25 protein-coding genes are annotated in these 26,828 nt (G+C 68.2%); 11 read left to right on the plus strand and 14 right to left on the minus strand.

Translation table 11 applies throughout. The features are described 5' to 3' along the window. Positions 1-34 precede the first annotated feature (34 nt). From QTI51_RS29970 to QTI51_RS29985, 4 genes are read left to right on the plus strand one after another with little or no spacing between them, the layout of a single operon-like run. On the plus strand, positions 35-1,723 hold the full coding sequence (locus QTI51_RS29970) for an FAD-dependent monooxygenase (RefSeq protein ID WP_286517104.1): 1,689 nt from the start codon (positions 35-37) through the stop codon (positions 1,721-1,723). Next, complete coding sequence (locus QTI51_RS29975) at positions 1,720-1,929, plus strand: DUF2783 domain-containing protein (RefSeq protein WP_116910335.1); 210 nt, start codon at positions 1,720-1,722, stop codon at positions 1,927-1,929. Before QTI51_RS29970 ends, QTI51_RS29975 begins: the two co-directional genes overlap by 4 nt. Then, complete coding sequence (locus QTI51_RS29980) at positions 1,926-2,921, plus strand: MBL fold metallo-hydrolase (protein ID WP_116910336.1); 996 nt, start codon at positions 1,926-1,928, stop codon at positions 2,919-2,921. Before QTI51_RS29975 ends, QTI51_RS29980 begins: the two co-directional genes overlap by 4 nt. A 49-nt stretch (positions 2,922-2,970) precedes the next feature. Further along, positions 2,971-3,942: a Bug family tripartite tricarboxylate transporter substrate binding protein gene (locus tag QTI51_RS29985; protein ID WP_116910337.1), complete on the plus strand. Its 972-nt coding sequence runs from the start codon at positions 2,971-2,973 to the stop codon at positions 3,940-3,942. Between the two features lie 24 nt (positions 3,943-3,966). Here QTI51_RS29985 and QTI51_RS29990 read toward each other — a convergent pair whose 3' ends face one another. Genes QTI51_RS29990 through def form a run of 5 tightly spaced genes read right to left on the minus strand, consistent with a single transcriptional unit; the run spans position 3,967 to position 7,055 of the window. Next, entirely contained in the window at positions 3,967-4,317 is a 351-nt protein-coding gene (locus QTI51_RS29990; RefSeq protein ID WP_116910338.1) for an AzlD domain-containing protein, read from the minus strand. Beyond that, complete coding sequence (locus QTI51_RS29995; protein ID WP_116910339.1) at positions 4,314-5,054, minus strand: AzlC family ABC transporter permease; 741 nt, start codon at positions 5,052-5,054, stop codon at positions 4,314-4,316. Before QTI51_RS29995 ends, QTI51_RS29990 begins: the two co-directional genes overlap by 4 nt. After that, positions 5,054-6,025 (minus strand): methionyl-tRNA formyltransferase, encoded by a 972-nt coding sequence (gene fmt / locus QTI51_RS30000; protein WP_116910340.1) that lies wholly within the window; start codon positions 6,023-6,025, stop codon positions 5,054-5,056. Before fmt ends, QTI51_RS29995 begins: the two co-directional genes overlap by 1 nt. Then, on the minus strand, positions 6,022-6,522 hold the full coding sequence (locus QTI51_RS30005) for a hypothetical protein (protein WP_116910341.1): 501 nt from the start codon (positions 6,520-6,522) through the stop codon (positions 6,022-6,024). Before QTI51_RS30005 ends, fmt begins: the two co-directional genes overlap by 4 nt. 14 nt (positions 6,523-6,536) lie before the next feature. After that, positions 6,537-7,055 (minus strand): peptide deformylase, encoded by a 519-nt coding sequence (def, locus tag QTI51_RS30010; RefSeq protein ID WP_116910342.1) that lies wholly within the window; start codon positions 7,053-7,055, stop codon positions 6,537-6,539. Positions 7,056-7,213: 158 nt separating this feature from the next. On the opposite strand from def, the gene QTI51_RS30015 reads away from it, so the two are divergent. The 3 genes from QTI51_RS30015 to QTI51_RS30025 all read left to right on the plus strand — a co-directional run bounded on the left by QTI51_RS30015 (position 7,214) and on the right by QTI51_RS30025 (position 10,229). Continuing rightward, the gene (locus tag QTI51_RS30015) at positions 7,214-8,431 is read left to right on the plus strand and encodes a LysM peptidoglycan-binding domain-containing protein (protein WP_116910343.1); all 1,218 of its coding nucleotides are present in this window, start codon (positions 7,214-7,216) and stop codon (positions 8,429-8,431) included. A 30-nt stretch (positions 8,432-8,461) separates the two neighbouring features. Then, complete coding sequence (dprA, locus tag QTI51_RS30020; RefSeq protein WP_116910344.1) at positions 8,462-9,607, plus strand: DNA-processing protein DprA; 1,146 nt, start codon at positions 8,462-8,464, stop codon at positions 9,605-9,607. Positions 9,608-9,710: 103 nt separating this feature from the next. Next, the gene (locus tag QTI51_RS30025; protein WP_116910345.1) at positions 9,711-10,229 is read left to right on the plus strand and encodes a Smg family protein; all 519 of its coding nucleotides are present in this window, start codon (positions 9,711-9,713) and stop codon (positions 10,227-10,229) included. A 41-nt stretch (positions 10,230-10,270) separates the two neighbouring features. Here QTI51_RS30025 and QTI51_RS30030 read toward each other — a convergent pair whose 3' ends face one another. From QTI51_RS30030 to QTI51_RS30050, 5 genes are all read right to left on the minus strand, one after another. Beyond that, the gene (locus tag QTI51_RS30030; RefSeq protein ID WP_116910346.1) at positions 10,271-12,760 is read right to left on the minus strand and encodes a DUF1631 family protein; all 2,490 of its coding nucleotides are present in this window, start codon (positions 12,758-12,760) and stop codon (positions 10,271-10,273) included. 157 nt (positions 12,761-12,917) lie between these two features. Beyond that, on the minus strand, positions 12,918-13,877 hold the full coding sequence (gene secF / locus QTI51_RS30035; RefSeq protein WP_116910347.1) for a protein translocase subunit SecF: 960 nt from the start codon (positions 13,875-13,877) through the stop codon (positions 12,918-12,920). Between the two features lie 18 nt (positions 13,878-13,895). Continuing rightward, a complete protein-coding gene (gene secD / locus QTI51_RS30040; protein WP_116910348.1) occupies positions 13,896-15,776 on the minus strand; it encodes a protein translocase subunit SecD in 1,881 nt (626 codons plus the stop codon). A 79-nt stretch (positions 15,777-15,855) separates the two neighbouring features. Next, positions 15,856-16,191: a preprotein translocase subunit YajC gene (gene yajC, locus QTI51_RS30045; protein ID WP_056577179.1), complete on the minus strand. Its 336-nt coding sequence runs from the start codon at positions 16,189-16,191 to the stop codon at positions 15,856-15,858. A gap of 284 nt (positions 16,192-16,475) precedes the next feature. Then, positions 16,476-20,084, minus strand: a complete 3,609-nt coding sequence (locus QTI51_RS30050; protein WP_116910349.1) for an indolepyruvate ferredoxin oxidoreductase family protein — start codon at positions 20,082-20,084, stop codon at positions 16,476-16,478. 178 nt (positions 20,085-20,262) lie between these two features. On the opposite strand from QTI51_RS30050, the gene QTI51_RS30055 reads away from it, so the two are divergent. Then, positions 20,263-20,739, plus strand: a complete 477-nt coding sequence (locus QTI51_RS30055; RefSeq protein WP_116910350.1) for an Lrp/AsnC family transcriptional regulator — start codon at positions 20,263-20,265, stop codon at positions 20,737-20,739. Positions 20,740-20,851: 112 nt separating this feature from the next. Here the strand turns inward: QTI51_RS30055 and QTI51_RS30060 are convergent, their stop codons facing one another. The 4 genes from QTI51_RS30060 to QTI51_RS30075 all read right to left on the minus strand — a co-directional run bounded on the left by QTI51_RS30060 (position 20,852) and on the right by QTI51_RS30075 (position 23,077). Continuing rightward, positions 20,852-21,211: a hypothetical protein gene (locus QTI51_RS30060; RefSeq protein WP_116910351.1), complete on the minus strand. Its 360-nt coding sequence runs from the start codon at positions 21,209-21,211 to the stop codon at positions 20,852-20,854. 96 nt (positions 21,212-21,307) lie between these two features. Further along, positions 21,308-21,745: a roadblock/LC7 domain-containing protein gene (locus tag QTI51_RS30065; protein ID WP_116910352.1), complete on the minus strand. Its 438-nt coding sequence runs from the start codon at positions 21,743-21,745 to the stop codon at positions 21,308-21,310. Continuing rightward, positions 21,742-22,284: a GTP-binding protein gene (locus QTI51_RS30070; protein WP_207786717.1), complete on the minus strand. Its 543-nt coding sequence runs from the start codon at positions 22,282-22,284 to the stop codon at positions 21,742-21,744. Before QTI51_RS30070 ends, QTI51_RS30065 begins: the two co-directional genes overlap by 4 nt. A gap of 100 nt (positions 22,285-22,384) precedes the next feature. Continuing rightward, entirely contained in the window at positions 22,385-23,077 is a 693-nt protein-coding gene (locus QTI51_RS30075; RefSeq protein ID WP_132748849.1) for a hypothetical protein, read from the minus strand. Between the two features lie 231 nt (positions 23,078-23,308). Here QTI51_RS30075 and QTI51_RS30080 point away from each other — a divergent pair, with 231 nt between their 5' ends. The 3 genes from QTI51_RS30080 to QTI51_RS30090 all read left to right on the plus strand — a co-directional run bounded on the left by QTI51_RS30080 (position 23,309) and on the right by QTI51_RS30090 (position 26,595). After that, positions 23,309-24,085 carry a basic amino acid ABC transporter substrate-binding protein gene (locus QTI51_RS30080; RefSeq protein ID WP_116910355.1) on the plus strand — a complete coding sequence of 259 codons (777 nt, stop codon included), beginning with the start codon at positions 23,309-23,311 and terminating at the stop codon, positions 24,083-24,085. 81 nt (positions 24,086-24,166) lie between these two features. Continuing rightward, positions 24,167-24,937, plus strand: coding sequence for an amino acid ABC transporter permease (locus tag QTI51_RS30085; RefSeq protein WP_116910356.1), 771 nt, complete (start codon positions 24,167-24,169; stop codon positions 24,935-24,937). 32 nt (positions 24,938-24,969) lie between these two features. Continuing rightward, the gene (locus QTI51_RS30090) at positions 24,970-26,595 is read left to right on the plus strand and encodes an MFS transporter (protein ID WP_116910357.1); all 1,626 of its coding nucleotides are present in this window, start codon (positions 24,970-24,972) and stop codon (positions 26,593-26,595) included. Positions 26,596-26,828: the final 233 nt, after the last annotated feature.

Genomic DNA, 26,828 nt, shown 5'->3' on the forward strand with positions numbered 1-26,828 from the left:
CCTTTCGCTACAGCAGCAACAGCATCACAGAGACATGGAAACCTTTGCATTTGCACCGGCCTACGAGTTGCCGTCCTGGCCCTTCACGCCGCCCCCGGAGCTGGACAGCGCCAAGGTCGTTCGCCACCCGATCGTCATCGTCGGCGCCGGCCCCGCCGGCCTCACGCTGGCCTGCGACCTGGCGCAGCGCGGCGTGCCGGCCGTGCTGCTCGACGAGGACGACACCGTGGGCGTGCGCGGCGCCTCGTCGCGCGGCATCTGCTACGCGCAGAAGAGCCTGGAGATCTTCGAGCGCCTGGGCATCTACGAGCGCGTCGCGGCCAAGGGCATCACCTGGTCGTTCGGGCGCACCTTCTCGGGCGAGCAGGAGGTCTACAACTTCGACCTGCAGGCGAACAGCGTCTCGGCGCAGCCGCCGTTCATCAACCTGCAGCAGTTCTACGTCGAGTGGTTCCTGGTCGAGCGCATCCTCGAACTCGGCGTGACCGACGTGCGCTGGAAGAGCCGCGTGACCCGCGTGGAGCCGCTGGCCGACGGCGTGCGGCTCGACGTGGAAACGCCCGCCGGCCGCTACACCCTCGAGGCCGACCGGCTCATCGACGCCACGGGCGCCAACAGCGCCATCCGCACGCAGCTCGGCATCGAGGCGCATGCCTCGCGCAGCACCGACCGCTGGTGCATCAGCGACGTGCGCTTCAAGAAGCCGCTGCCCACCGAGCGCTGGACCTGGGTGGACGCGCCCTTCAACGAAGGCCGCGGCGTGTGGCAGCACCTGATGGCCGACGGCGTGTGGCGCGTCGACTACCAGATGCCCGAGGACTGCGACACGGCCTACATCAGCCAGCCCGAGGTGGCGGGCGCGCGGCTGCGCGAACAGCTCGGGCCGGGCGTGGAGTTCGAGTTCGTGTGGATCGGGCCGTACGGCTACCGCGACCACCTGCTCGACAGCTTTCGCCACGGCCACGTGTTCTTCATCGGCGACGCCGCGCACGTGGTGAGCCCCTTCGGCGCGCGCGGCGGCAACAGCGGCATCCAGGACGCCGCCAACCTCGGCTGGAAGCTGGCGCTGGTCGCGCAGGGCCGCGCCGGCGACGCGCTGCTCGACAGCTACGACGCCGAGCGGCAGCCCGCGGCGAAGGAAAACCTGCAGGTGACGAGCCGTTCGGCGCGCTTTCTCGCGCCGCGTTCGCCCGCCGAGCACACGCTGCGCCGCGCGGTGGTGGCGCTGGCGGCGCGGCATCCGTTCGCGCGCGCGCTGGTGAACACGGGGCGCATGTCGGTCGCCAACGCCTACCCGGCCGCGCCGCTGCTGCCCGAAGGTGCCCGCACGGTACAGAACCTGCCGCTGCGCTGGGCCGGCGACGGGCGCCAGACCACGCTGATGCAGCTGCTGGCCGAAGGCACGGAGTGCATCGGCCTGTGGTTCGCGCCGACGCGCGCGCAGGCCGACGCGGCGCGCGAGGCCACGGCCGACTTGCCGCTGCGCCTGCTGGCCATCTGCAACAACAACGACGGCGGCAACGACGGTGGCAGAGACAGCGGCCTGCCCACGCTGCGGGCCGACGACACGCTGGCCAGCCACCTCGGCATCGGCAACGTGGGCAGCTTCGCGCTGGTGCGGCCCGACGCCTACCGCGCGGCCGTGCTGCAACACGCCACGCCGCAAGCCATCGCTTCCGCCGTGCGCACCGCGCTCGCCCAACCAGTACCCGCCTCGCGATGAACACAGAACCCCGCATCCCCGACCCCGACGGCTTCTACGCCGCCCTGCTCGCCGCGCACGAAGGCCGCAGCGAAGCGCAAAGCGCCGACCTCAACGCCCGCCTTGTCTTGCTGCTGGCCAACCAATGCACCGACCAGGGCGTACTGCTGGCCTGCATCCAGGCGGCAGCGGCCGCCGAAGACCCCACGACCACCCACGCCCCATGACCACTTCCATCTCTTCGGCTCCGTCCGTCTCCTTCGCCTCCGCCTCCGACACCCGCGAGCAGAAGCCGCAACTGCGCGAGCTCGCGCCCGGCGCCTACGGCTACATCAGCGACTTCGATCCCAACTGCGGCTTCGTCGTCGGCGACGACCAGGTGGTGCTGATCGACACGCGCCCCACGCCGCGCATGGCGCGCGACTTTCTCGCGGCCATTCGCACCGTGACCGACAAGCCCATCAGGACCATCGTGCTCACGCACTACCACGCGGTGCGCGTGATGGGTGCGAGCGCCTTCGACGAGGTCGAGCAGATCGTTGCGAGCAACGGCACGCTCGACTGGATCCGCACGCGCGGCCAGGCCGACTTCGACTCGGAAGTGGGCCGCTTTCCGCGCCTGTTCGCGGGCGTGGAAGAAATTCCGGGCCTGACCTTTCCGACCCTGAGCTTCCAGGGCGAGATGAGCCTGTGGCTGGGCCCGCGGCCGGGCACCGGACGCGAGCTGCGCCTGATGGCGCTGGGCCGCGGCCATTCGAGCGGCGACACCGTGGCCTGGCTGCCCGACTGCGGCATGCTGTTCTCGGGCGACGTGGTCGAGAACCACTGCGGCGTGTACGCGGGCGACGCCTACATCGGCGACTGGGCCGGCACGCTGGACGCCGTGCTGGCGCTGGCGCCGCGCGTGCTGGTGCCGGGGCGCGGCGCCGTGCTGCAGGGCGAAGCGGCCTGCGCCGAGGCCATCGGCCTGACCAAGGCGTTTCTGTCGACGCTGCTGGCCAGCGTGAAAGAGGGCATTGCCGCGGGCGACACGCTCAAGGGCTGCTTCGCACGCGCCGAAGCGGCCATGGCGCCGCGCTTCGGCGGCTGGCCGGTGTTCCAGCACGTGCTGCCCTTCGACGTGTCGCGCGCCTATGACGAGCTGCGCGGCATCGAGCACCCGGTGGTGTGGACCGCCGAGCGCGACCGCGCGCTGTGGCAGGTGCTGCGCGGCGAGTGAGCCCCACCCATTTCCAGATTTCCATACGAAGCAACGGAGACAAGAGACGATGAAGCGATTGATTCCCCTGCTGGCCGCGACCCTCGCGCTGGCGACCCCCTTCGCGTCGGCGCAGCCGGCGGCCTACCCGAGCCAGCCGATCAAATGGATCGTGCCCTACTCGGCCGGCGGCGGCACCGACAACCTGGCGCGCACGCTGGCCGAGGCGATGCAGCCGTCGCTCGGGCAGCCGCTCATCATCGACAACCGGCCCGGTGCCTCGACCAACATCGGCGTGTCCGTGATGATGCAGGCCAAGCCCGACGGCTACACGGTGATGCAGGCCGAGAACGCGGCGCTGCTGTTCAACGAGCACATGTTCGTCAAGCTGCCGTACAAGCCCGCGAGCGACTTCACCTACATCGGCACCATCGGCCGCTTTCCGGTGGCGCTGGTGGTGAACCCCGACTTTCCCGCGAAGAACGTGGCGGAGTTCGTTCGCTACGTGAGGGCCAACCCCGACAAGGTGAGCTATGCCTCGCCCGGCAACGGCTCGCCGCACCACATGGCGATGGAGCTGTTCAAGCAGAAGGCGGGCCTCACGATCACGCACGTGCCGTACAAGGGCGCCGCGCCAGCCATGACCGACGTGATGGGCGGGCAGGTGCCGGTGATGATGCTCGACCTGGCCTCGGGCCTGCCGATCATCCGCTCGGGCAAGGTGCGGGTGCTGGCGATTGCGCTGCCGCAGCGCGCCAGCGCCCTGCCCGAGGTGCCGACCTTCGTGGAGGCCGGCTTCAGCGACGTCAACGCCTACGCCTTCCACGGCCTGATCGGGCCGGCCGGCATGCCGCCCGAGGCGGTCGCGCGGCTGAACACCGAGTTGCATAAGGCGATGAAGGCGCCGAAGGTGGTGAAGCTGTTCGCGGACTTCGGCTTCGAGGCGCTGCCGGGAACGCCGCAAGACTTCTACAAGCTCTCCCGCGCGGAGAGCGACCGCTGGGGAAAGATCATCGCGGCGGCCGGCGTGAAGCTGGACTGACCCGAAGGCCCGCCCGTCGTGCCTCTACCAGCCCAGGCCGAGGTGCAAGGGCAGGTAGACGGCCATGCCGGCCAGCATCGTGCCCAGCACGCCGCGCCGCCAGTAGAAGTACGCCGCGCCGACCACCGCCGCGTACAGGCGCGCGTCGTGCAGCGTGGTGATCAGGTGGCCCTGCGTCATGACGATCTCGGGCGCGATCACGCCCGCGAGCGCGGCGGCCGGCGCGTAGTGCAGCGCGCGGTGCGCCCACTCGGGCAGGCCCCAGGGCCGGTCGAGAATGAAGAAGAAGCAGCGCGTGAGCACGGTGACCAACGCCAGGCCGACGATCACGCCCAGGGTCCACCAGTCGGTGGTCGCGTTGGCGGTGCCGGTCACTTGTCGTCCTCCGCCGTGGGGTCGAGGCCGAACTGCTTCTCGAGCCAGAAGCACAGCAGCACGGCCACGCCGATGGCCACCACGATGTTGAGCTTCAGCGGCAGCGCGTAGGCGGCCACGGCGGTGGCGCCGGCAATGAGCGCGGCCAGCACGCGCAGGCGGGTGGTCGCCATCGAGCACACGATGGCCACCAGGCTCAGCACGCCGGCAAAGCCCAGGCCCCAGTTCTGCGGAATGAAGTTGGCCAGCGCAATGCCGAGCACGCTCATGCCCATCCAGGCGCACCAGGTCACGAAGTAGTTGCCGGTGAGGTAGGCCTCCTGCTCTTCCTGCTCGGAAATCGTCAGCGGCGGCTTGGGGTACTTCTTGGTGAAGAGCGCGTAGCTCATGTCGGCCGTGAGGTAGCCGTGCATCATGCGGCGCCAGCGCGGCATGTGCATGAGGTAGGGGCGCAGGTGCAGGCTGAACACCACGAAGCGCAGGTTGACGCAGAAGCCCGTCGCCAGGATCACCCAGGCCGGCGCGCCCGCGAACAGCAGCGGAATGGCCGCGAGCTGCGAGCTGCCCGCGTAGACCAGGAAGGTCATGGCCAGCGCCTCGATCACGCTCATGTTCGACTTGACCATGGCCACGCCTGTCATGAGGCCCCAGGCGCCGATGCCCAGCGCCACCGGCGACATGTCGCGAATGCCGACGCGAAATTCAGGGCGGCCGCGGATGCTTTGCGAGAGGAACATCAGCCGAAGGCCTGCCCGGGCTTCAGGTCGAAGCCGCGCAGGAAATCGGCCACGGCCAGGCGCTTGCCGCCCGGCCGCTGGAGTTCGGTGACGGTGACGGCCGAGCCGGCGGCGGCAGCCACGGTCACGCCGGCGTCGCTGACGGCCAGGAGGGTGCCCGGCGCGGCCGGCTCCATCGACACGGCTTCGGCATGAGCGTGGGTGTGCGCGGTCCACAGCTTCACGGTTTCGCCGTCCAGCGGGCTGTTGGCACCGGGGAACGGATCGAAGGCGCGAATGCGCCGCACGATGGCGTCGGCCGGCTGGGCCCAGTCGATCAGCGCTTCGTGCTTCTCGACCTTGCTGGCGTAGGTGACGCCGTCGGCGGGCTGCGGCGTGCGCTCCAGCATGCCGATGCGCGCCAGCGCCTCGACGATCATGCGCCCCCCCAGCTCGGCCAGGCGGTCGTGCAGGCGGGCGGTGTTGTCGTCGCCGATGTCCAGCGCCTCGCGCAGCAGCATGTCGCCGGTGTCCAGGCCGGCGTCCATCTGCATGATGGTGATGCCGGTTTGCGCGTCGCCGGCCTCGATGGCGCGGTGGATGGGCGCGGCGCCGCGCCAGCGCGGCAGCAGGCTCGCGTGGATGTTCAGGCAGCCGTGCACGGGCAGGTCGAGCACCCACTGCGGCAGAATCAGCCCGTAGGCGGCCACCACCATCACGTCGGGCCGGGCGGCCAGCAGGGTGTCGCGCGCGGCCGAGGCCTCGTCGGGGTACTTGCCGTCCAGCCGCAGGCTGCGCGGCTGGGCCACGGGCCAGTCGCTGGCGACGGCGCATTGCTTGACGGGCGAGGCCTGCAGCTTCATGCCGCGGCCAGCGGGGCGGTCGGGCTGGCTCATGACCAGCACCACCTCATGGCCGGCGGCGGCGATGGCCTCCAGCGCGACGCGCGCGAACTCGGGCGTGCCCGCGAAAACGACTCTGAGGGGGCTCAATCGCGGACCCGATCGAGCTCGAGATCGTCTCCCGTGTGATAACGCCGGACCACGCCGGTCGGGTCGATGTAGATGTACAGCATGCGGCGCTCGTTCACCGACTTGTAGCGCCAGGTCCAGACGGCACCGTCGAAGGAGCTGACGCGGCTGATTTCATAGGGGCGGCCGTAGAAGGCCATCACGTCGTTCTGGCGCCACTGGTTGACCTTGATGTCCTGCCCGAAGCGCGCTTCGCTGAGCACTTGCGTCACCGAGACGACCTTGCCGGAGGCGTCGACGTCGATGTCGGTCACCTCGAAGCCGGCCGGCATGCGCGAGTACTGCAGCCGTTCGCCGCCGCCGGTGAGCGGGTAGCGGCCGGTGGGCGCGCCCAGGCGCTGCAGCGTGTCGGCGGCGCTGGCGCCCGGTTGCACGCGGGTGGGCTCGTTGGCGCAGCCGGCCAGGCCCAGCGCAGCGGCCGCGAGAAAAGCCAGGGCACCGAGGCGACGTGAGTTCATGGGGTCTGTGGGGGTCAAGCGCGCTCGCGCAGTTCTTCGCGCTGCAGTTTCAGCAGCTTGCTCTTGATGCGGTTGCGCTTCAGGGGCGAGAGGTATTCGACGAAGACCTTGCCCAGCAGGTGGTCGAGCTCGTGCTGGATGCACACCGCCAGGAGGCCTTCGGCCTCGACGGTGCGCTGCTCGCCGTTCTCGTCGAGCGCCTGCACCTTGACCGAGGTCGAGCGCATCACGCCGTCGTAGATGCCGGGCACGGAGAGGCAACCTTCTTCGTTCAGCACGCGCTCGTCGCTGGCCCAGGTGATCTCGGGGTTGATGAGCACGATCGGCTCGTTGCGCTCCTCGGACACGTCGATGACGACGAGGCGCTCGTGCACGTCGATCTGCGTGGCGGCCAGGCCGATGCCGTTGGCGTCGTACATGGTTTCCAGCATGTCGGCCACCAGGGCCTTGATGCGCGCGTCGACGCCCTGCACCGGCTTGGCCACCGTGTGCAGGCGCTTGTCCGGGTAACTCAGAATGATTCGTTTGGCCATGAAATCGGGGGGAAGTTGTGGCTATTTTCGCCAATTCCGCGACGCGACGCGCCGTCCGGGGCCGAAAACGTTGCCCTCCCTGGGGCTTCAGCGCAGAATTCGTAGCAAATTGTGAGATTCGTATGTGCAGCGATACGTCGCGCGCTCACCATCCAGACATGAAAAAGCTCAGACTCACCGACCGCCAGCGCCTTTCCCTTCCAGCCACGCTGACAGCCCTCGCGGTGATCTGCGGCTGCGGCGCCACGACGGCCTGGGCTCAAAACTACCCCGTCACGCCCCAGCAGCGCGCCACGGCGCAGCAAACCGCCCAGCAGGGCGTGCCGCTGAGCGAGCTGGCGCCCAACGCGCCCGACGAATACACCGTCAAGCCCGGCGACACGCTGTGGGCCATTTCGCGCCTCTACCTGCTGCGCCCCTGGCGCTGGCCGGAACTGTGGGGCATGAACATCAATGAAATCGCGAACCCGCACCGCATCTACCCGGGCCAGGTGCTCTACCTGGACAAGACCGGTGGCCGCGCACGCCTGACCACCCGCCGCGGTGGCTTCGGCGGCGATGGCGGAACCATCAAGCTGTCACCCCGCACCCGATTCGACTCGCTGGCCGGCATGGCATTGCCCACGCTCAACCCGAGCATCATCGAGCCCTTCCTGAGCGAACCCATCGTGGTCGACGCCAACGCGCTGGACGCCGCGCCGCGCATCGTCGCGGGCAACGACAGCCGCGTGCTGCTGTCGCGCGGCGACCGCGCCTATGCGCGCGGCAATGCCGATTCGCCGCTGGTGGAAGCCGCCGGGCCGGTGCAGAACTTCCGCATCTTCCGCAACGCCACGCCGCTGAAAGACCCGGGCACGGGCGAAATCCTCGGCTACGAGGCCCAGTACCTGGGCAAGGCGCGGCTGCAGCGCGGCGAGACGACCACCATCGAAACGGTGGAAGACAAGGACGTCATCACCGTGGTGCCGGCCAGCATCGACATCATCGCCTCGCGCGAGGAAATGCGCGCCGGCGACCGCCTGCTGCCCGAACCGCCGCGCCAGCTGCTGAGCTACGTGCCGCGCGCACCCTCGACGCAGGTCGAGGGCCGCATCATCTCGGTCTACGGCAACGCGGTGCAGTTCGCGGCGCAGAACCAGGTGGTGGCCATCAACAAGGGCACGCGCGACGGCATCGACAACGGCCACGTGCTGGCCATCATGAAGAACGGCGAGACCCTGCTCGACCGCACCGGCGCCCGCAAGGAAACCATCAAGCTGCCCAACGAACGCATCGGCCTGCTGATGGTGTTCCGCACTTTCGAGAAAGTGTCCTACGCGCTGGTGCTGGAAATCAACGACACTCCGCGCGCCGGCGACTTCCTCGTCAATCCCTGACCTGCGACCCCGGCTTTCTCGAACACTCGTTTGGAACGCGCAGAACTCGCAGGCTGGCTGCGGCTTTCACTGACGCCGGGCATCGGCGACGGCGCCGCTCGCCGGTTGCTCGCCGCCTTCGGCTTGCCCGAGCGCATCTTCACGCAGCCCGATGCGGCGCTGCGCGAGGTCGTCTCGCAGGCGCAGGCCACGGCATTGCAGCAAATACCCGTCAACCTGCAGGCGCAGGTCGACCTGACCTGGCAATGGCTGCACGCGGGCGACAACGGCGTGGTGCGCCGCGTGGTGACGCTCGGCGATGCCGGCTACCCGGCCTCGCTGCTCGAAATGACCGACCCGCCGCTCATGCTCTATGTGCTGGGCGCCGCCGACTACGACCTGACACAGCTCGGCCACAGCATCGCCGTGGTGGGCAGCCGCAACCCCACGCCGCAGGGCGCCACCAATGCGCGCAGCTTCGCGCGCGCGCTGGGTGAAGTCGGCCTGCCTGTGGTGTCGGGCCTGGCGCTGGGCGTCGACGGCGCCGCGCACCAGGGCGCGCTGGACGCGGCCGGCGACACGCCGCGGCTGGCCACGGTGGCCGTGGTGGGCACCGGGCTCGACCGCGTGTACCCCGCGCGGCACCGCGACCTGGCGCACCGCATCACGCTGCAGGGACTCATCGTGAGCGAGCTGCCGCTGGGCACGCCACCGCTCACGCAGAATTTTCCGAAGCGCAACCGGCTGATTGCCGGGCTCGCGCGCGGCACGCTGGTGGTCGAGGCGGCGCTGCAGTCGGGCTCGCTCATCACCGCGCGGCTGACGTCCGAGCAGGGCAAGGAAGTGTTCGCGATTCCCGGCTCCATCCACTCGCCGCAATCGCGCGGCTGCCATGCGCTGATCCGCCAGGGCGCGAAGCTGGTGGAATCGGTGAACGACATCCTCGAGGAACTGCCGCCGCTGCAAGCCAGGGCCGCGCCCGGTGCCACCGCTGGCAATGGCAACACGCAGGCCGAAGACACGTCCGAAGACCCGCTGCTCGATGCCCTCGGCTTCGACCCCGTGAGCCTCGACGCACTGAGCGCGCGCACCGGCTGGAGCGCCGCGGCGCTGCAGGCAAAGATGCTCGAGCTCGAACTCGACGGCCAGATCGCGCGGCTGCCCGGCGGGCTCTTCCAGCGCACGGCCACGGCCTGAACGCCTGAGCCCGCCGCATCGCGGGCAAACATGCCGGCCGAACGTCGCATGAAGGGCACAAACGCAAGGGGCGAGCGACCACTTCCTGGGCTATATTGAGGCCATGTTCGAAGTGCTCGTTTTTGTCTACGAAAACTATTGGCGCGGCGATGCCTGCCCCGAACCCCAGCAACTGGGCCGCAAGCTCAGCGCGCACGGCTTCGAGGCAGAAGAGATCCGCGAAGCCCTTCACTGGCTCGACGGCCTGAGCCTTGCAACGCAAGGCATGCAGATCGAACGCAGCGCCAACGACGAGGCCAGCGCCACCGTCACCTTGCGCGGCGCACCCGAGCCGGCACTGCCGCAATCCGACAACGCCATGCGCGTTTACTCGCAGGCAGAGCAGGAGCACCTGGGCGCGGAGTGCCTGGGCTTCATCCGCTTTCTGGAGTCGTCGAACGTGCTGTCGTGCGGGCTGCGCGAGATCGTCATCGAGCGCGCCATGGCTGCACCGGGCGACCCGGTTGCCATCGACGAGCTGAAGATCATCGTGCTGATGGTGCACTGGAGCACCGGCATCGAGCCCGATGCGCTGGTGCTCGACGAACTCTGCGAGAGCCGCGAAGGCCGCATCGCCCACTGACTCCACCGACCCCGTGAGCTGGCGAACCTGTCGCCAGGCTGCTAGTTCAGCAAGCGCTCGGGGTTCGCATCCAGCTTCGCCAGCGCCTCGCGCGTGGCGCGCACCGTGAGCGTTTCTTCCTCTGCCGGCACCAGCAGGCCTGCCTGCAGGTAGGTCGCCAGCCGGCCGGCTTGAATAAGGAAGCTGCGGCCGTCCGCCGAAGCGAACAGGTGCAGCTGCTTGCGGTCGCTGCGCCAGACGAACTGCACCTGGCTCACGCGGTCGTTGTGGTCCAGCATGAACCAGTTGCCCACCTGCAACTCGTGCGCCCAGGCCAGCATGTCCTCGGGCACCTTGGTGCCGGCGGCGTCGGGAATGACCTCGATCGACGCCGCGTCCACCCCCAGCAGCAGCTCGATGCTGTGGGCGTCGAGCGGCAACTCGTTGCCGCCGGAGCCGTCGACGTCGCTCACGAAGTCTTCCAGGTGCGTCAGCCGTTCGGCCATGGCCTCGATCTTGGCCTGCGGAATGGCCTCGGTCTTCGACATGAACGCATCGGACAGCGTGGCCCCGATGATCTTGATGTGTGCTTCCTGCGGCTCGTCGACGATGCCCAGCAGAGCCATGCCCTGGCGCAGGCGTTGCAGCAGCTGCGGCAGGTCTTGAATCACGCGGGCGCGGTCGGTGCGGTTGGGCTTGGCGCTCGCGGCCCACACCAGCTCGGAGGCCACGCGCTTGAGCATCACGGTCTGCTCGCCCTGCGCCCCGTAGCGCAGCGCGGCAATGGCCAGCACCTCGGCCCAGACCTTGAACAGGAACTCACGGATCTCCTCGCGCACCGGCATGTCGTTGAGCATCTTGCGCAACTCGATGGTGTACTGGATCGCCATCGTTTCCTTCTGCTCGACCTGCTGCGCCACGCTCATCACGCGCTGCGTGGTGTCGCTCTGCGTGAGGTAGCGGTTCAGGAAGGCGACGAACTCGTCGAACACCAGCTTGAACACGCGCTGCCCGGTCTCGGGGTACTGCTCGATGACCTGCACCACCCGGCGGATCTCGCCCTCGAGCGCGCTGCCCGTGATGGCGGCGGCATCGAAGCCCATGACGCACGAGCCCATGCGGTCGATCAGCATGCGCGCGGGATGCTGCAAGGTGCCGAAGAACTCGGGCTCGGCAATGGCCACGCGCAGCACCGGCATCTGCAGGCGCGCGAACCACACGCGGGCGGAGAACGGAATGCGCTCCTCGGCCAGGATGGCCTGGAACATCAGCGCCACGATTTCCACCGTGGCCTTGTCGGCCGTTGTGGGCGCTCGCTTCTTGAGTTCGGCAGTGCGCTTGCGCAGGTCGACCGCGGTCTGCTGCATCAGCGTGGCCTGCTCGCCGGTGCCGTCCAGGTACTGGGTGGCGGCCATGCGATAGGCGACCTCGGCGTCGGCGATGGCGCCGGCAAAGGTTCTGGAGAAAACGCGCGGTGCGCCGTTGCCTGCGCCTTGGTTCACCTGGCCTGCACCGCCGGCGCCCCCATGGCTGCCATGGCCGCCGGTCGCCCGACCTTCGGTGCCCGGCGCGGTGTACTGTCCCGCGCCCGAACCCGCAACGCCGCCGGGGCCCAGGGCACCGCCGCCGTCACCCCCGATGCGCGCGGCGACGAAACGCTTGAGGCTCAGCAGCGCGGTCTGCGCACGCTGCCGCGCGATCATCAAGGGCGAGCCGCCGGTGGTGGCCGTCGCCGGCGCCGCACCCGATTGCGCCATGCCCGGCTGCCCTTCGAAGCCGAAGCCGGCGCGCTGCGCGCTGCGAGGGCCGGCGGAGGCGGAAGAGACTGAAGAGGCCGAAGAAACGGCCGACCCACCGCCGCTGTCCATCGGCACGCCTGACGCGGTCGCTGGCCCGCTCCCGGCGTTGCCGGTGCGGCGCACGAAGCTCTTGAGATCGATCTCTTCCATCACGCCGTTGGCGATCAGGAAGGCGTTGGCATTCTGGTAGGCCTTGACCACCACCTCGACCAGCCCCTGCTGCACGGTGTCCTGCACCCGGGTCCACAGCCCGCGGCTCAGGCCGGCGGCCAGCCATTGCTCGACCAGCAGCTTGGCCAGCGTCTCGGGCTTGAGCACGTCCTTGGCATCGAACTCGTTCGTGCCCTCGAGGTGCTGGATGCGCAGGCGCAGGTCGCTGAGCTCGAAGCCGGCCTTGTCGTGGATCATCTGCGCGAGGCGCGATGAAAGGATGTTGCTTTCGACCACCTCGTCGCCGATCAGCTCCAGCCGCAGCGCCGAGGGCACGGCCGATGCGCTCGCCGTGGCGTCCAGCGCCTTGCGCCAGCCGGTTTGCGACAGCGACACCCAGTGCGTGGCCTGGCCCTGGAACGCGACAAAGTCGTCGCGGTGTTCCTGCATGGCGCGGGCATTGCCGGCCTCGGACGAGATGGCCGTCAGCCGGTCGCGGATGGCGCGGGCCAGCGGCGCAATGGCGCCTTCCGTGGCCGACACGAAACGCTCACGCGTCTCGCGTGCGAGCTGCAGGGAAGAGGCGGACCGCGCAATGCTCATTGAAAAGTCGGAAGGGCCAAGGTAGTCGATTCGTCAGCAACAACCGCGAGCTTGCATCGGTATGCGCCGGGGCACAAGTGTGGAGAGTGCCCGACGTTGCATGCGAACCGCGGCGCGGCCTTCGCCGCCACCGCACACAGTAACCCCGGAGTATCCGTCAGACCACGGCGCCGGCGTTGGGATCGTCCTCGGATTCGCCGTCGCGCTTGGTCGGGCCGCCCTTCACCAGGTCTTCGCGCTTCACGCCCAGCCACATGGCGATGGCCGCCGCCACGAAGGCCGACGAGTAGATGCCGAAGCAGATACCGATGGTCAGCGCCAGCGCAAAGTAGTGCAGCGTGGGGCCGCCGAAGAAGAACATCGACAGCACCACCAGCTGGGTGGAGCCGTGGGTGATGATGGTCCGGCTGATGGTCGAGGTGATCGCGTTGTCGATGATCTCGGTGGTCGACAGCTTGCGGTAGCGCCGGAAGTTCTCGCGGATGCGGTCGAAGATCACGACCGATTCGTTCACCGAATACCCCAGCACCGCCAGCACCGCCGCCAGCACCGCCAGCGAGAACTCCCACTGGAAGAAGGCGAAGAAGCCCAGGATGATCACCACGTCGTGCAGGTTGGCCAGCACGGTGGCGAGCGCGAACTTCCATTCGAAGCGGAACGCCAGGTAGATCATGATGCCCACGACCACCATGCCCAGCGCCTTCAGGCCGTTGGTGGTGAGCTCTTCGCCCACCTGCGGGCCGACCACCTCGATGCCGCGCTGCGTGGCCGACGGGTCGACCGACTTCAGCGCGCCCATCACCTGCGCGCTTTGCTGGTCGGAGCTCATGCCCTTCTGGGCGGGCAGGCGGATCTGCACGTCGCGCGAGCTGCCGTAGCTCTGCACCTGCACGTCGGGGTAGCCGAGCTTGCCGATGGCGTCGCGCACCTTGCCGATGTCGGCCGATTGCTCGTAGGCGACCTCCATCACGGTGCCGCCCGTGAACTCGACCGACAGGTGCAGCCCGCGGTGGAACAGGAAGAACACCGCCAACGCGAAGGTGACGACGGAGACGATGTTCAGCACCACCGCGTGGCGCATGAACGGGATCGTCTTGTGGATGCGGAAGAATTCCATGGCGCTTGTCCTCGACCTTTACTTGGTGACCACGGCGGAGCCGTCGGTCGCTGGCCGCCAGACCGTGCCGATGGACACCGTCTTGAGCTTCTTCTTCTGGCCGTACCAGAAGTTCACGAGGCCGCGCGAGAAGAACACGGCGGAGAACATCGAGGTGACGATGCCGATGCAGTGCACCACCGCGAAGCCGCGCACCGGGCCCGAGCCGAAGGCCAGCAGCGCGATGCCCGCGATGAGCGTGGTCACGTTGGAGTCCAGGATGGTGCCCCAGGCCCGTTCGTAGCCCGCGTGGATCGCCGCCTGCGGCGACGCGCCGTTGCGCAGTTCTTCGCGCACGCGCTCGTTGATGAGCACGTTCGAGTCGATGGCCACGCCGATGGCCAGCGCCATGGCCGCGATGCCGGGCAGCGTGAGCGTGGCCTGCAGCATCGACAGGATGGCCACCAGCAGCATCAGGTTGACGGCCAGCGCAATCGAGGAGAACAGGCCGAACAGCGCGTAGTACGCGCACATGAACACCATGATCGCCAGGAAGCCGTACATCACGCTCTTGAAGCCCTTCTCGATGTTGTCGGCGCCCAGGCTCGGGCCGATGGTGCGTTCCTGGATGATTTCCATCGGCGCGGCCAGCGAGCCGGCGCGCAGCAGCAGCGCGAGATCGCTGGCTTCGGCCACCGTCATCGAGCCCGACACCTGGAAGCGGTTGCCCAGCTCGCCGTTGATCGACGGGGCGGTGAGCACTTCGCCCTTGCCCTTCTCGAAGATCAGCATGGCCATGCGCTTCTTGTAGTTCTCGCGGCTGACATCGCGCATGATGCGGCCGCCCTTGGCGTCCATTGTCAGGTCGACCTTGGGCTGGTTGCTCTGCTGGTCGAAGCCGGGTTGCGCGTCGGTGAGGTTCTCGCCCGTGACCAGCACCTGCTTCTTCACGATCACCGGGCGGCCCTGGCGGTCCAGGAATTTCTCGGAACCGAAAGGCACCGGCCCGCCGCTCAGCTCGGCCGAGCGGCCTTCGGCGCTCTCGTCGACCATGCGCATTTCGAGCGTGGCGGTGCGGCCCAGGATTTCCTTGGCCTTGGCCGTGTCCTGCACGCCGGGCAGCTGCACGACGATGCGGTCCAGGCCCTGCTGCTGGATCACGGGTTCGGCCACGCCGAGTTCGTTGATCCGGTTGTGCAGCGTGGTGATGTTCTGCTTCAGCGCGGCGTCCTGCAGGCGGCGCGCGGCTTCGGGCTTGATGCTGGCCACCAGGCGCCAGTTGCTGCCGTCCTGGCTGTCGGTGGTGCTCAGGTCGGTGAACTGGTCCTGGATGATGCGCTTGGCCGCCTCGAGCGAAGCGGCGTCGCGAAAGCTCACCTCCACGGTCTGGCCGTTGCGGCTCACCTGGGTGCCGCGGATGCTCTTGTCGCGGAAGGTGGTGCGCAGGTCGCTCGCGAAGGACTCGGCCTTCTTGTCGATGGCGCCCTTCATGTCCACCTGCAGCAGGAAGTCGACGCCGCCGCGCAGGTCGAGGCCCAGGTACATCGGGAAGGCGTGCAGCGAGGTCAGCCACGAGGGCGAGCGCGACAGCAGGTTCAGCGCCACCGTGTAGGGCGGGTCGCTGGCGTCGGGCACCAGGGCGCGCTGGATCACGTCGCGCGCCTTGAGCTGGTCGTCGGGCGTGGTGAACCGGGCGCGCAGCGAACCGGCGTCGAGGGTGACGAGGTCGGGCGTCAGGCTGGCGGCCTTCAGAGCTTCCTCGACCCGGGTCTGGGTGGTGGCGTCGACCTTGACGGTCGTCTTGGCCGCCGACACCTGCACCGCAGGTGCCTCACCGAAGAAATTGGGCAGGGCATAGATGAGCCCCACGAGCAACACGATCACGATGATCGCGTACTTCCAGACCGGGTAACGGTTCATGAGAGAGCGCTTTATCTGAAACGGAACACGGCGTGAATTGGGGCCGTGCGCCGCAAAGCGCAAGGCTCAGCCCACGCTTTTATTGCTTGACGGCGCCCTTGGGCAGGACCTGGACCACGGCACTGCGCTGGACCTTGATCTCCACGCCATTGGCGATTTCGAGGCCCAGGTACTGGTCGCTGATGGAAGTGATCTTGCCGAGCACGCCGCCGGCGGTGGCGACTTCGTCGCCCTTGGCCAGGGCCTCGATCATCGCGCGGGCTTCCTTCTGGCGCTTCATCTGGGGCCGGATCATGACGAAATACAGCACCACGAACATCAGCACCAGCGGCAGCATGCTGCCGAGCGAGGACAACATGTCGCCGCCGCCGGCTGCAGCAGGCGCGGTTTGGGCGAAAGCAGAGGAAATGAACAAGAGAGTCTCCAGCAGAGGGAAGAGAAAACGATGGGAGCGCGGTCAGCGCTCACGGTTCCTTGGACTTCGCGGCGGCACGGGATGCGCACCGGAAGTCAAAGCGCGGCGGGGCTTGGCCGCGCACAGCACCGGGCATTGTATTCGGCACGGATGACCGTTCCACGGGCTTATCCGGCGGGGTGGGGAGGGCTTTCCGGGTTTTCGGCCCTGCGAAAGTCAGCTACGTTTTCAATAGCAACGGGCGCCCAGTGGGCGCCCGTGATGCCGTTGACGGGGCTGAAAACTCAGGCCGCCACGCGCTGCGCCTGCGGATTGCGCCACTTGCCCATCAGTTCGCTCCAGCGCGCACGCGCCGCCACCAGGTTGCGATCCTTCACGTGGCCGTAGCCGCGGATCTGCTCGGGCAGTCCGGCAATCTCCAGCGCCAGGGCGTGGTTGTCGGCGCGCAGGCCGGCCATCACTTCCTCGATGCTGGCGCGGTACTCGCCGATCAGCGCGCGCTCGGTCTTGCGCTCTTCGGTGCGCCCGAAGATGTCGAGCGCCGTGCCGCGCACGCCCTTGAGCCTGGCCAGCAGGCGGAAGCCCGTCAGCATCCACGGGCCGAACTTCTGCTTCTGCAGCTGGCCCTTGGCGTTCTTCTTGGCGACGATGGGCGGCGCCAGGTGGTAGTTGAGCTTGTAGTCGCCCTCGAACATGCCCTCGACGCGCTCGAGGAAGCTGCGGTCGGCGTGCAGCCGCGCCACCTCGTACTCGTCCTTGTAGGCCATGAGCTTGAACAGGTAGCGCGCCACCGTCTCGCTCAGGCCGGTGCGGCCCAGGGCCGACTCGGCCTGCTGCACCTTGCCGACGAACTGCTTGTACTCGGCGGCGTACGCGGCGTTCTGGTAGTCCGTCAGGAACTCCACGCGGCGCGCGACCAGGCTTTCGACCGTCTCGCGCTTCTTGAACTCGATGACCTGGCCCGGGCGCACGCGCTTCTGGAACTCTTCCGGGCGCACCGCGGCCTGGCGGCCCCACTCGAAGGCGGTCTTGTTGTTTTCCACGGCCACGGCGTTCAGCTCGATGGCGCGCATCAGCGACTCGTGCCCCAGCGGCAGCCAGCCCTTTTGCCAGGCGTAGCCCAGGATCATCGGGTTGACGTAGATGCTGTCGCCCATCAGCGTGGTGGCGGCCGCGTCGGCGTCGAAGGTGCCCATGGCGTCGAGCCCCACGGCGCGCGCAATCTCGGCTGCGCAGGCGTCTTCGGGGTTCTGCCAGTTGGCGTTGCGCACGAAGGCCGCGGTGGGCGAGCTGTGCGTGTTGAGCGCCACGCGGGTGCGCCCTTCGCGCATGCGCGCCATGGTTTCGGCGTTGATGGTGACCAGCGGGTCGCACGCCAGGACCAGGTCGGCCGCCGCGGTGCCCACGCGGGTGGTGCGAATGTCGTCCTGCGTGTCGCCGATGAGCACGTGGCTCCAGGTGGCGCCGCCCTTTTGCGCGAGGCCGGCCGCGTCCTGCGTGACGATGCCCTTGGCCTCGATGTGCGCGGCCATGCCCAGCAGCTGGCCGATGGTGATGACACCCGTGCCGCCCACGCCCGCCACCACCACGCCCCAGACCTTGCCGCCCACCAGCGACGGCAGCGCGGGCTCGGGCAGCAGGCCGAACTCGGCCGGCGTGGCGCCCTTGCTCTTGCTCTTCTTCTTGAGCTGGCCGCCCTCGACGGTGACGAAGCTCGGGCAGAAGCCCTTCAGGCAGCTCATGTCCTTGTTGCAGCTGCTCTGGTTGATGGTGCGCTTGCGGCCGAATTCGGTTTCCAGCGGCTCCACGCTCAGGCAGTTGCTCTGCACGCTGCAGTCGCCGCAGCCTTCGCAGACCAGCTCGTTGATGACCACGCGCTTGGCCGGGTCGACGGCGGTGCCCCGCTTGCGGCGGCGGCGCTTCTCGGTGGCGCAGGTCTGGTCGTAGATGATGGCCGTGGTGCCCGGCATGGCGCGGAACTCGCGCTGGATCTCGTCGAGCAGGTCGCGGTGCTTCACCTGCACGTGGTCGCCCGGGATGCTCACGCCTTCGTATTTTTCAGGCTCGTCCGTGACGATGACGACCTTCTTCGTGCCCTCGGCGTGCAGGCTCTCGGCAATCTGCAGCACCGAGTGGCCTTCGGGCCGCTCGCCGACCTGCTGGCCGCCGGTCATGGCGACCGCGTCGTTGTACAGAATCTTGTAGGTGATGTTCACGCCCGCCGCGATGCTCTGGCGAATGGCGAGCAGGCCGCTGTGGAAGTACGTGCCGTCGCCCAGGTTCGCGAAGATGTGCTGGTCGGTGGTGAAGGGCTGCTGCCCCACCCACGGCACGCCCTCGCCGCCCATCTGGGTGAAGCCGATGGTGGAGCGGTCCATCCAGGTGGCCATGAAGTGGCAGCCGATGCCGCCCAGCGCGCGCGAGCCTTCAGGCACCACGGTGCTGGTGTTGTGCGGGCAGCCCGAGCAGAACCAGGGCTGGCGCGAGGCGTCGGCCACGCTGGTGGAGGCCTGCTGCACCACCATCGAACGCTCCTTGGCCTCCAGGATGGCCAGCTGCGCGTCGATGCGCGCGGCCATGTCGGCGCCGGCCGCGGCCAGCACGCCGGTCTTCTTCAGGCGCGCGGCGATGGCCTTGGCGATCAGCGCGGGGTTCAGGTCGGCGTTGGCGCGCAGCAGCGTGTGCGCGGTCGGGTTGGGCATCGACCATTCGCCGCCGGAGTAGCCGTCGTCGCTCGCGCCCTGGCCTTCGTCGAACTTGCCGACCACGTTGGGCCGCACGTCGGAGCGCCAGTTGTAGAGCTCTTCCTTCAGCTGGTATTCGATGACCTGGCGCTTCTCCTCGACCACCAGGATTTCCTGCAGGCCGGTGGCGAATTCGCGCGTGAGCTGTGCTTCCAGCGGCCACACCACGCCCACCTTGTGCAGGCGAATGCCCAGCTGGCGGCAGGCCGCGTCGTCCAGGCCCAGGTCGATCAGCGCCTGGCGCGTGTCGTTGAAGGCCTTGCCGCTGGCCATGATGCCGAAGCGGTCGTTCGGCCCCTGGATCACGTTGTAGTTCAGGCGGTTCGCGCGAATGTAGGCCAGTGCGGCGTACCACTTGTAGTGCATGAGCCGGGCTTCCTGCTCCAGCGCATGGTCGGGCCAGCGGATGTGCAGGCCGCCGGGCGGCATTTCGAAGTCGGTGGGAATGACGATCTCGACGCGCTCGGGGTCGATCATGGCCGTGGCGCTCGACTCGACGATTTCCTGGATCGTCTTCATGCCCGACCACACGCCCGAGAAGCGGCTCATGGCGAAGGCGTGGATGCCCAGGTCGAGAATTTCCTGCACGTTGGCCGGGAAGAACACCGGCGTGCCGCAGGCCTTGAAGATGTGGTCGCTCTGGTGCGCGGCGGTGGAGCTCTTGGAGATGTGGTCGTCGCCCGCCACCGCGATCACGCCGCCGAACTCGGTAGTGCCGGCCATGTTGGCGTGCTTGAACACGTCGGAGCAGCGGTCCACGCCCGGGCCCTTGCCGTACCAGATGCCGAAGACGCCGTCGAACTTGTTGGTGCCCTGCGGGGAGAAGCCCAGCTGCTGGGTGCCCCACAGCGCGGTGGCCGCCAGCTCTTCGTTGACGCCGGGCTGGAAGACGATGTTCTGTTCCTTCAGGAACTTGCTGGCCTTCCATAGCGCTTGGTCGTAGCCGCCTAGCGGGGAGCCGCGGTAGCCGCTGATGAAGCCGGCGGTGTTCTTGCCGGCCTGCTTGTCGCGCAGCTGCTGCAGCATGGGCAGCTTGACGAGGGCCTGGACGCCGCTCATGAAGGCCCGGCCGTAGTCGAGCGAGTATTTGTCGTCGAGCGTGACCGTTTCGAGGGCCTTGCGAATGTGCGCGGGCAGCGGTGCATTCATTTTGTCTGTCTCCGTGTGGCAGGGCCTTGTGGGCCTGGCTGATGGGTGTGGGTCTGTGCCCGGGTAGGGCGCGAGCCCATGATCACGCAAAGTGTATGCCGGGGTCCGCGACAGGTGTTTGCGTTCTTTGCCCCGAAAAACGCGGTTCCAGAAAGAATCTTGCTTAATATCCACGCCCATGGAAAGCATTGACAAGTTCGACCTCGCAATCCTGCAAGAACTGCAGGCCGACGGCCGCCTCACCAACGCCGAGCTGGCCCAGCGCGTGGGCCTGTCGGCCGCGCCCTGCTGGCGCCGCGTGCGCGCGCTGGAGGAATCCGGCTTCATCAAGGGCTACCACGCCGAAATCGACCGCCACAAGATCGGGCTGGGCGTGCTCGCTTTCGTGCGCGTCGACACCGAGCGCGTCACCCACGAGGCCACCCGCAAGCTGGAAGACGCCATCCGCAAGCTGCCCGACGTGGTCGCCTGCCACTACATCAGCGGCACCGGCACCTTCGAGCTGCAGGTGGTGGCGCGCGACCTCGACGGCTTCTCGGCCTTCGCGCGCCAGCACCTGATGAACCTGCCCAACGTGAAAGACCTGCACACCAGCTTCTCGCTGGGCGAGGTGAAGGCGAGCAGCGCGCTGCCGCTGGGGCACCTGGCGCGCTGAGCGAGGAAAAGGCGAGCGCGACAAGCGGAAACGAAAAAAGCCGGCTCCTCGCGAAACCGGCTTCCTGAAAAAGGCAGGCGCGGGGCGCTGGCCCCGCGACGTTATTTCACCTTCAGAAGGTGATGTCCTTCTCGACTTCCTGCAGCTTGCGGCGCGCCAGCGCCAGGTTCGACTTGGCCTTGTCCAGCACGTAGTAGATGAACACGCCTTCCTTCTGCGCCAGCGGGCGCAGCAGGTGGTATTGCTTGCCCAGGGTGATCAGGATGTCCTCGATCACGTCGTTCAGGCCCAGCGAGCGCATGGTCTTGAGCTTGGCGCGCACCACCTCGGTGTTGCCGGCGGCGGCCACTTCCAGGTCCACGCCGGTGCCGCCCGCGCCCAGCATCATGCCGCTGGCGGAGTCGACCACGGCCGCGCACAGGGCGCCGTCGGCGGTCAAAAGGTTGTCAATGCTTTGCTGGATCGTTGCCATCTTGGTGTTTCCTATCGGTCATGCGTATGAAAAGAGCGGGGGCGCCGCATGCAAACGCGTCCCCGCTCGCTGATTCGGATCGGTGCTGCCGGGCTTTCAGGCCAAGGGCTGCACGGGCTGCACGGGTTGCAGGGGATCGGCTTGCTCCGGCTGGTGCGCCTCGAGCAGCTTCACGCAGGCGGCCGTGCGGTACATCACCTGCGCCAGCACCGCGCTGGCGCCGGCGATCACGTTCACCACCAGCTCGGTCTCGCCATTGCGCACCGGGCTGAACAGGGCGAAGCCGTCATCGGTGGCCACGGTCGTGCACTTGCAGCGGCCCAGCCGGGCTTCCTGCGACACCACGGCGCCCATGGCCGAAATGGAGCTGGCCATGGCCGCGATGCGCGACGGGTCGACACTGCGCACGCTGGCGCTGGCAATCTCGAAACCGTCGGGCGTGGCGATGACCACCGTGGTCACGCCCGCGATGTCCTCCAGGATGCGCTGCGCTTCGGACGCGGCCTTGAGCTTCAAAAGGCGGCTGATGTTCACAGGGCGGCTCCGGTGTCGGTGACTTCGATCTGCATCAGCAGCGTGTCGATGAGGGAAATGACGTCGTCGCCCCGGCGCAGGTCGACCGCGAGCACCGGCAGCACCAGCCCGCGGGCCTGCAGCGCGCGGGCGTAGTCGTCCAGCGAGGGCGAGGGGTGCGACTCGCTGCGGCTGATGCCCAGCGCGCAGGGCATGTGCTGCAGCGCGTCGGCAAAGCCGTCGAGGTAGGTGGCCAGGTCTTCCAGCGGCGCGGGGCGCGAGTTGTCCAGCAGGATGGCCAGGCCCAGCGCGTCGCGGATCAAGATCTTCCACATGAAGTCGAAGCGGCTCTGCCCCGGCGTGCCGTACAGGCGCAAGCGGTCGCCGTTGTCCAGCGTGAGCTCGCCGAAGTCCAGCCCCACCGTGGTGGTGGCCTTGTCCACCGAGCGGTCGGCGTTGGCGACGTCGGTCGAAATGGGCGCCCGCTCGCTGATGGCGGCAATGGCGGTGGTCTTGCCGACGCCCATCGGGCCGGTGAAGACGAGTTTGTATTCCCTCAAGCGATTTCCCCTGGACGCACGAACGGATTGGTGAATGAACAAATAGAAGAGAAGCGGTGCGGCGCGCCGCAGCCCGGCGTGGCTCGGAGCAATGCGGCGCTCAGGCCAGCCCGAGCCGCCGGCGGATGCGCGAAAGCAGGCCGGTGCGCTCACGCGCGTCGCCGGCGAGCCCTGCGTTCCCGGTGGCCCTGGCCGCCATCACGTCGCGCGCGGCGGCGTCGGGCGACCACGCCAGCACGCCCTCCTGCTCGAGCAGGCCCATGAAGGTCGAGCATTCGTCGACGTCCACACGGCTGAGCGCGCTCAGGCTCTCGGCGGACTGCGCGCTCTTCGACAGCGCCGCGGCCAGCCGCAGGTACACCGGGTTGCGCTGCATCGTGATCTGCGCGGGCCAGCGCACCAGCGAGGCGCGGTCGCGCGCCGAGCGCTCCACCGCCGCGGCGGTCGCCCAGCCTTTGTCCTTGTCGTTGTCTTTGTTCTTGTGGACGCCCGCCGTCAACTCGTTGAGCAGGTCGACCAGCTCTTCCGCGAAGATCGGCCGCGCCAGCGTGCGGCCGACGGCCGGCGCGCCCGCATTGGCCTGGCCGCGCTGCACCATGGGCACCATCACCACGGGCGCCGACGGCGCGTGCCAGGTGTCGATAGGCGTGGCGCTGTCCACCAGCAGCACGTCGCAGTTGCCCGACTCGCTCACGGTCCAGGTGGTGCGCAGGTTGGAGCTCAGGCGAACGATGATCTTCAGGAGTTCGACCTCCACCTTCGGGATTCCCAAGACCCCCAGAACGAGTGACATGACTGCTTACCTGCCCGTGTTTCTAATGGTCAGATATTGCTACATATGTGAACTAAATGATTCTTGAGGGGCGAATCCGTTGCGCGCTTCGAGAACAAATGCACAACAAAAGAGCGTGCCTGACGCAGTGCAGCAACGCCCGGCGCGCCCGGTCGCCGGGCCGGGCACCGGTCTTGCAGGCATAGAATCCCCGGCCTCCAAAGCCAACAATCCACCCTCCCGGGAGACTCCATGAACCGCATCCGGCGCGCACTTTCGTTCGGCATCCCGCTCGGCCTCGCTGCCGCGGCGGCCAGTTTCTCGCTCGGTGCCCAGGCCCAGAATCGCGAACTCACCGTCGCTTCCAGCGCCACCTACGCGCCCTTCGCCTTCGAGAACAAGGACAAGCAGATCGTCGGCTTCGACATCGACATCATCAACGCCATCGCCAAGCAGCAGGGGCTGAAGATCAAGATCGTCAACACGCCCTTCACCGGCATCTTCGGCGCGCTGAACAACGGCGACGTCGACCTCGTGATCTCGGGCGTCACCATCAACGAGAAGCGCAAGCAAAGCTACGACTTCACGCCGCCCTACTTCGCGGCCCGCCAGCTCATCGCGCTGCCGAAGAACAGCAAGGTCGCCTCGCTGAAGGACCTGGCCGGCAAGAAGATCGCCGTGGTCAGCGCCTCCACCGCCGACGACATCGCCTCGCGCGAGTTCGGCAAGACCAGCCCCGACATCCGCCGCTTCGAGAGCACGCCGCTCATCATTTCCGAGCTGGCCGGCGGCGGCGTCGACGCGGCCATGGGCGACAACGGCGTCATTGCCTACCGCGTGGCGCAGAACCCCGAGCTGAAGACGCTGGACGACAAGTCGTTCCCCGAAGAGGGTTTCGGCATCGTCGTGAAGAAGGGCGACAAGGCCCTGCTCGACAAGCTCACGGCCGGCCTGGCCGCCATTCGCGCGGACGGCAGCTACGTGACCATCTACAAGAAGTGGTTCAACAAGGACCCGAACGTGCGCTGAGCCGCACGGCATTTCCCTGAACACGGCCGCCCTCACGCGGCCGTTTCGTTTTTCGTTGACTGATGAGCTGAGGACGCAAGCATGGAACAACCGGTGCTGCTTTTTGGATGGTTCCGGTGGGACATCCTGGTCGAATACAAGGACCTGTTCTGGCAAGGCGCCTGGATGACGCTGCGCATGACGGTGGTCTGCGTGCTGCTGGGCGCGAGCTGGGGCCTGTGCCTGGCGCTCGCGCGGCTGGCGCAACCGCGCCACGCGCCCTGGACCTGGGTGGCGCGCTTCTTCCTGCGCTGGCCGGCCACGGTGTACGTGAGCTTCTTTCGGGGCACGCCGCTGTTCGTGCAGATCCTGCTGATCCACTTCGCGGTGATGCCGGTGTTCATCCATCCGACGAGCGGCATCCTCATCGACGGCGAGCTCGCGCGCACGCTCAAGCAGGAGCACGGCGCGCTCATCTCGGGCGTGGTGGCGCTCACGCTCAACTCGGCCGCCTACATCTCCGAAGTGTTCCGCGCGGGCATCCAGTCGATTTCGCGCGGGCAGTTCGACGCGGGCCGCTCCATCGGCTTCACGCCCGCGCAGGTGATGCGCTACGTGGTGCTGCCGCAGGCCTTCAGGCGCATGCTGCCGCCGCTGGGCAACAACGCCATCGCGCTGCTGAAGGACACCTCGCTGGTCTCCGCCATCGGCCTGGCCGAGCTGGCCTACGCGGCGCGCACCGTGGCCGGCGCCTATGCGCGCTACTGGGAGCCGTACCTGGCGATCTCGGTCATCTACTGGGTCATGACGCTGGTGCTGACCACGCTGCTGCGGCGCCTGGAAATCCACCTCGCGCGCAGCGACCGGGGCTGAGCGCAAAAAGCACGGCGCCACAATAGCGCCACATGCCACCCATATCCACCGAAGAGACACCGATTCCGCCCGCGCGGCCGCAGCCATCGAAGCTCGCGGCCCTCGAGCCCCTGAAGCTCCCCGTGTTCCGCATGCTGTGGAGCACCTGGCTCATCGCCAACATCTGCATGTGGATGAACGATGTGGCCGCCGCGTGGATGATGACCTCGCTGACCACCTCGCCCATCTGGGTGGCGCTGGTGCAGTCGGCCTCCACGCTGCCGGTGTTCCTGCTGGGGCTGCCCAGCGGGGCGCTGGCCGACATCCTGGACCGCCGGCGCTGGCTGGTGGCCACGCAGTTCTGGCTGGCCGGCACCGCCATCGTGCTGTGCGCCGCGTTGGCGCTCGACCTCATGACCGCGCCGCTGCTGCTGGCGCTCACCTTCGCCAACGGCATCGGGCTGGCGCTGCGCTGGCCGGTGTTCGCGGCCATCGTGCCCGAGCTGGTGCCGCGCCCGCAGCTGCCCGCCGCGCTGGGCCTGAACGGCATTGCCATGAACGCCTCGCGCATCATCGGCCCGCTCACCGCGGGCGTGCTGATCGCCAGCGCGGGCAGCGTCTGGGTGTTCGCGTTGAACGCGGTGCTGTCGGTGGCCTCGGGCTTCGTGGTGCTGCGCTGGCGGCGCGAGCACACGCCCAACCCGCTGGGCCGCGAAAAGCTCATCGGCGCCATGCGCGTGGGCGTGCAGTTCGTGCGGCAGTCGCAGCGCATGCGCGCGGTGCTCACGCGCGTGTCGATCTTCTTCTTTCACTCGACCGCGCTGCTGGCGCTGCTGCCGCTGCTGGCGCGCAACCTGCAGGGCGGCGGCGCCGGCACCTTCACGCTGCTGCTGGCGGCCATGGGCGCCGGCGCGATCATCGCCGTGCTGTTCCTGCCGCGGCTGCGCCAGGCGCTGGGGCGCGACCAGCTGGTGCTGCGCGGCACGCTGCTGCAGTCGGGCGCCACCGCGGTGATGGCCTTTGCGCCCAACGCCTGGGTCGCGGTGCCGGCGATGTTCTTCGGCGGCATGGCGTGGATCACGGTGGCCAATTCGCTGTCGGTGTCGGCCCAGCTCGCGCTGCCCGACTGGGTGCGCGCGCGCGGCATGTCGATGTACCAGATGGCCATCATGGGCGCGAGCGCCATCGGCGCCGCCATCTGGGGCCAGGTGGCCACGGTGAGCAACCTGGAAATCAGCCTGGCCATCGCCGCCGTGAGCGGCACGCTGCTGATGCTGGCCGCGTTGCGCTGGGTGACCGACCTGAGCGGCGAGGACGACACCAGCCCCGCCCAGGCCGGCTGGGCCGCCGGGCCGCCGGCCGAGGCGCCGCAGGAGCACGGCCGCGTGGTCATCACGGTGGAGTTCTTCATCGACCCGGCCCGCGCCGCCGCCTTTCACCTGGTGATGCAGCAGACCCGCCGCGCGCGCCTGAGCCAGGGCGCCGTCGGCTGGGAGCTGCTGCACGACATCGCGCAGCCCGAGCGCTACGTGGAGCAGATCGTGGACGACTCGTGGACCGACCACCTGCGCCGCTTCAACCGAGCCACGGCCAGCGACATGGCGCTGCGCGAGCGGCGCCTGGCGTTCCACCTGGGCGAAACGCCGCCGGTGGTGACGCGGTACGTGGTGCGGCGATGAGCGGGCAGATTGCAAGCGGCCGCTGCGGGCGAGGCTGCTCGGCTTGGCGCTCTTCAGCGCCGCGATCCCGAGCGCGCCGCAGCTGCTGACAGCCGTCGCAGCCTGAAAACCCCCTGGACGGCCTGGAACGCCTGCCAGATGTATCCACGGCGTCTCGCCGCGGCAACATGAGAACGAACGGCTGATTGTTTCCTGATTGTCAGACGTGCCAAATGCCGTGACAAACGGCCAGG

This window comes from Variovorax sp. J22G73, assembly GCF_030317035.1.
GTDB lineage: Bacteria > Pseudomonadota > Gammaproteobacteria > Burkholderiales > Burkholderiaceae_C > Variovorax.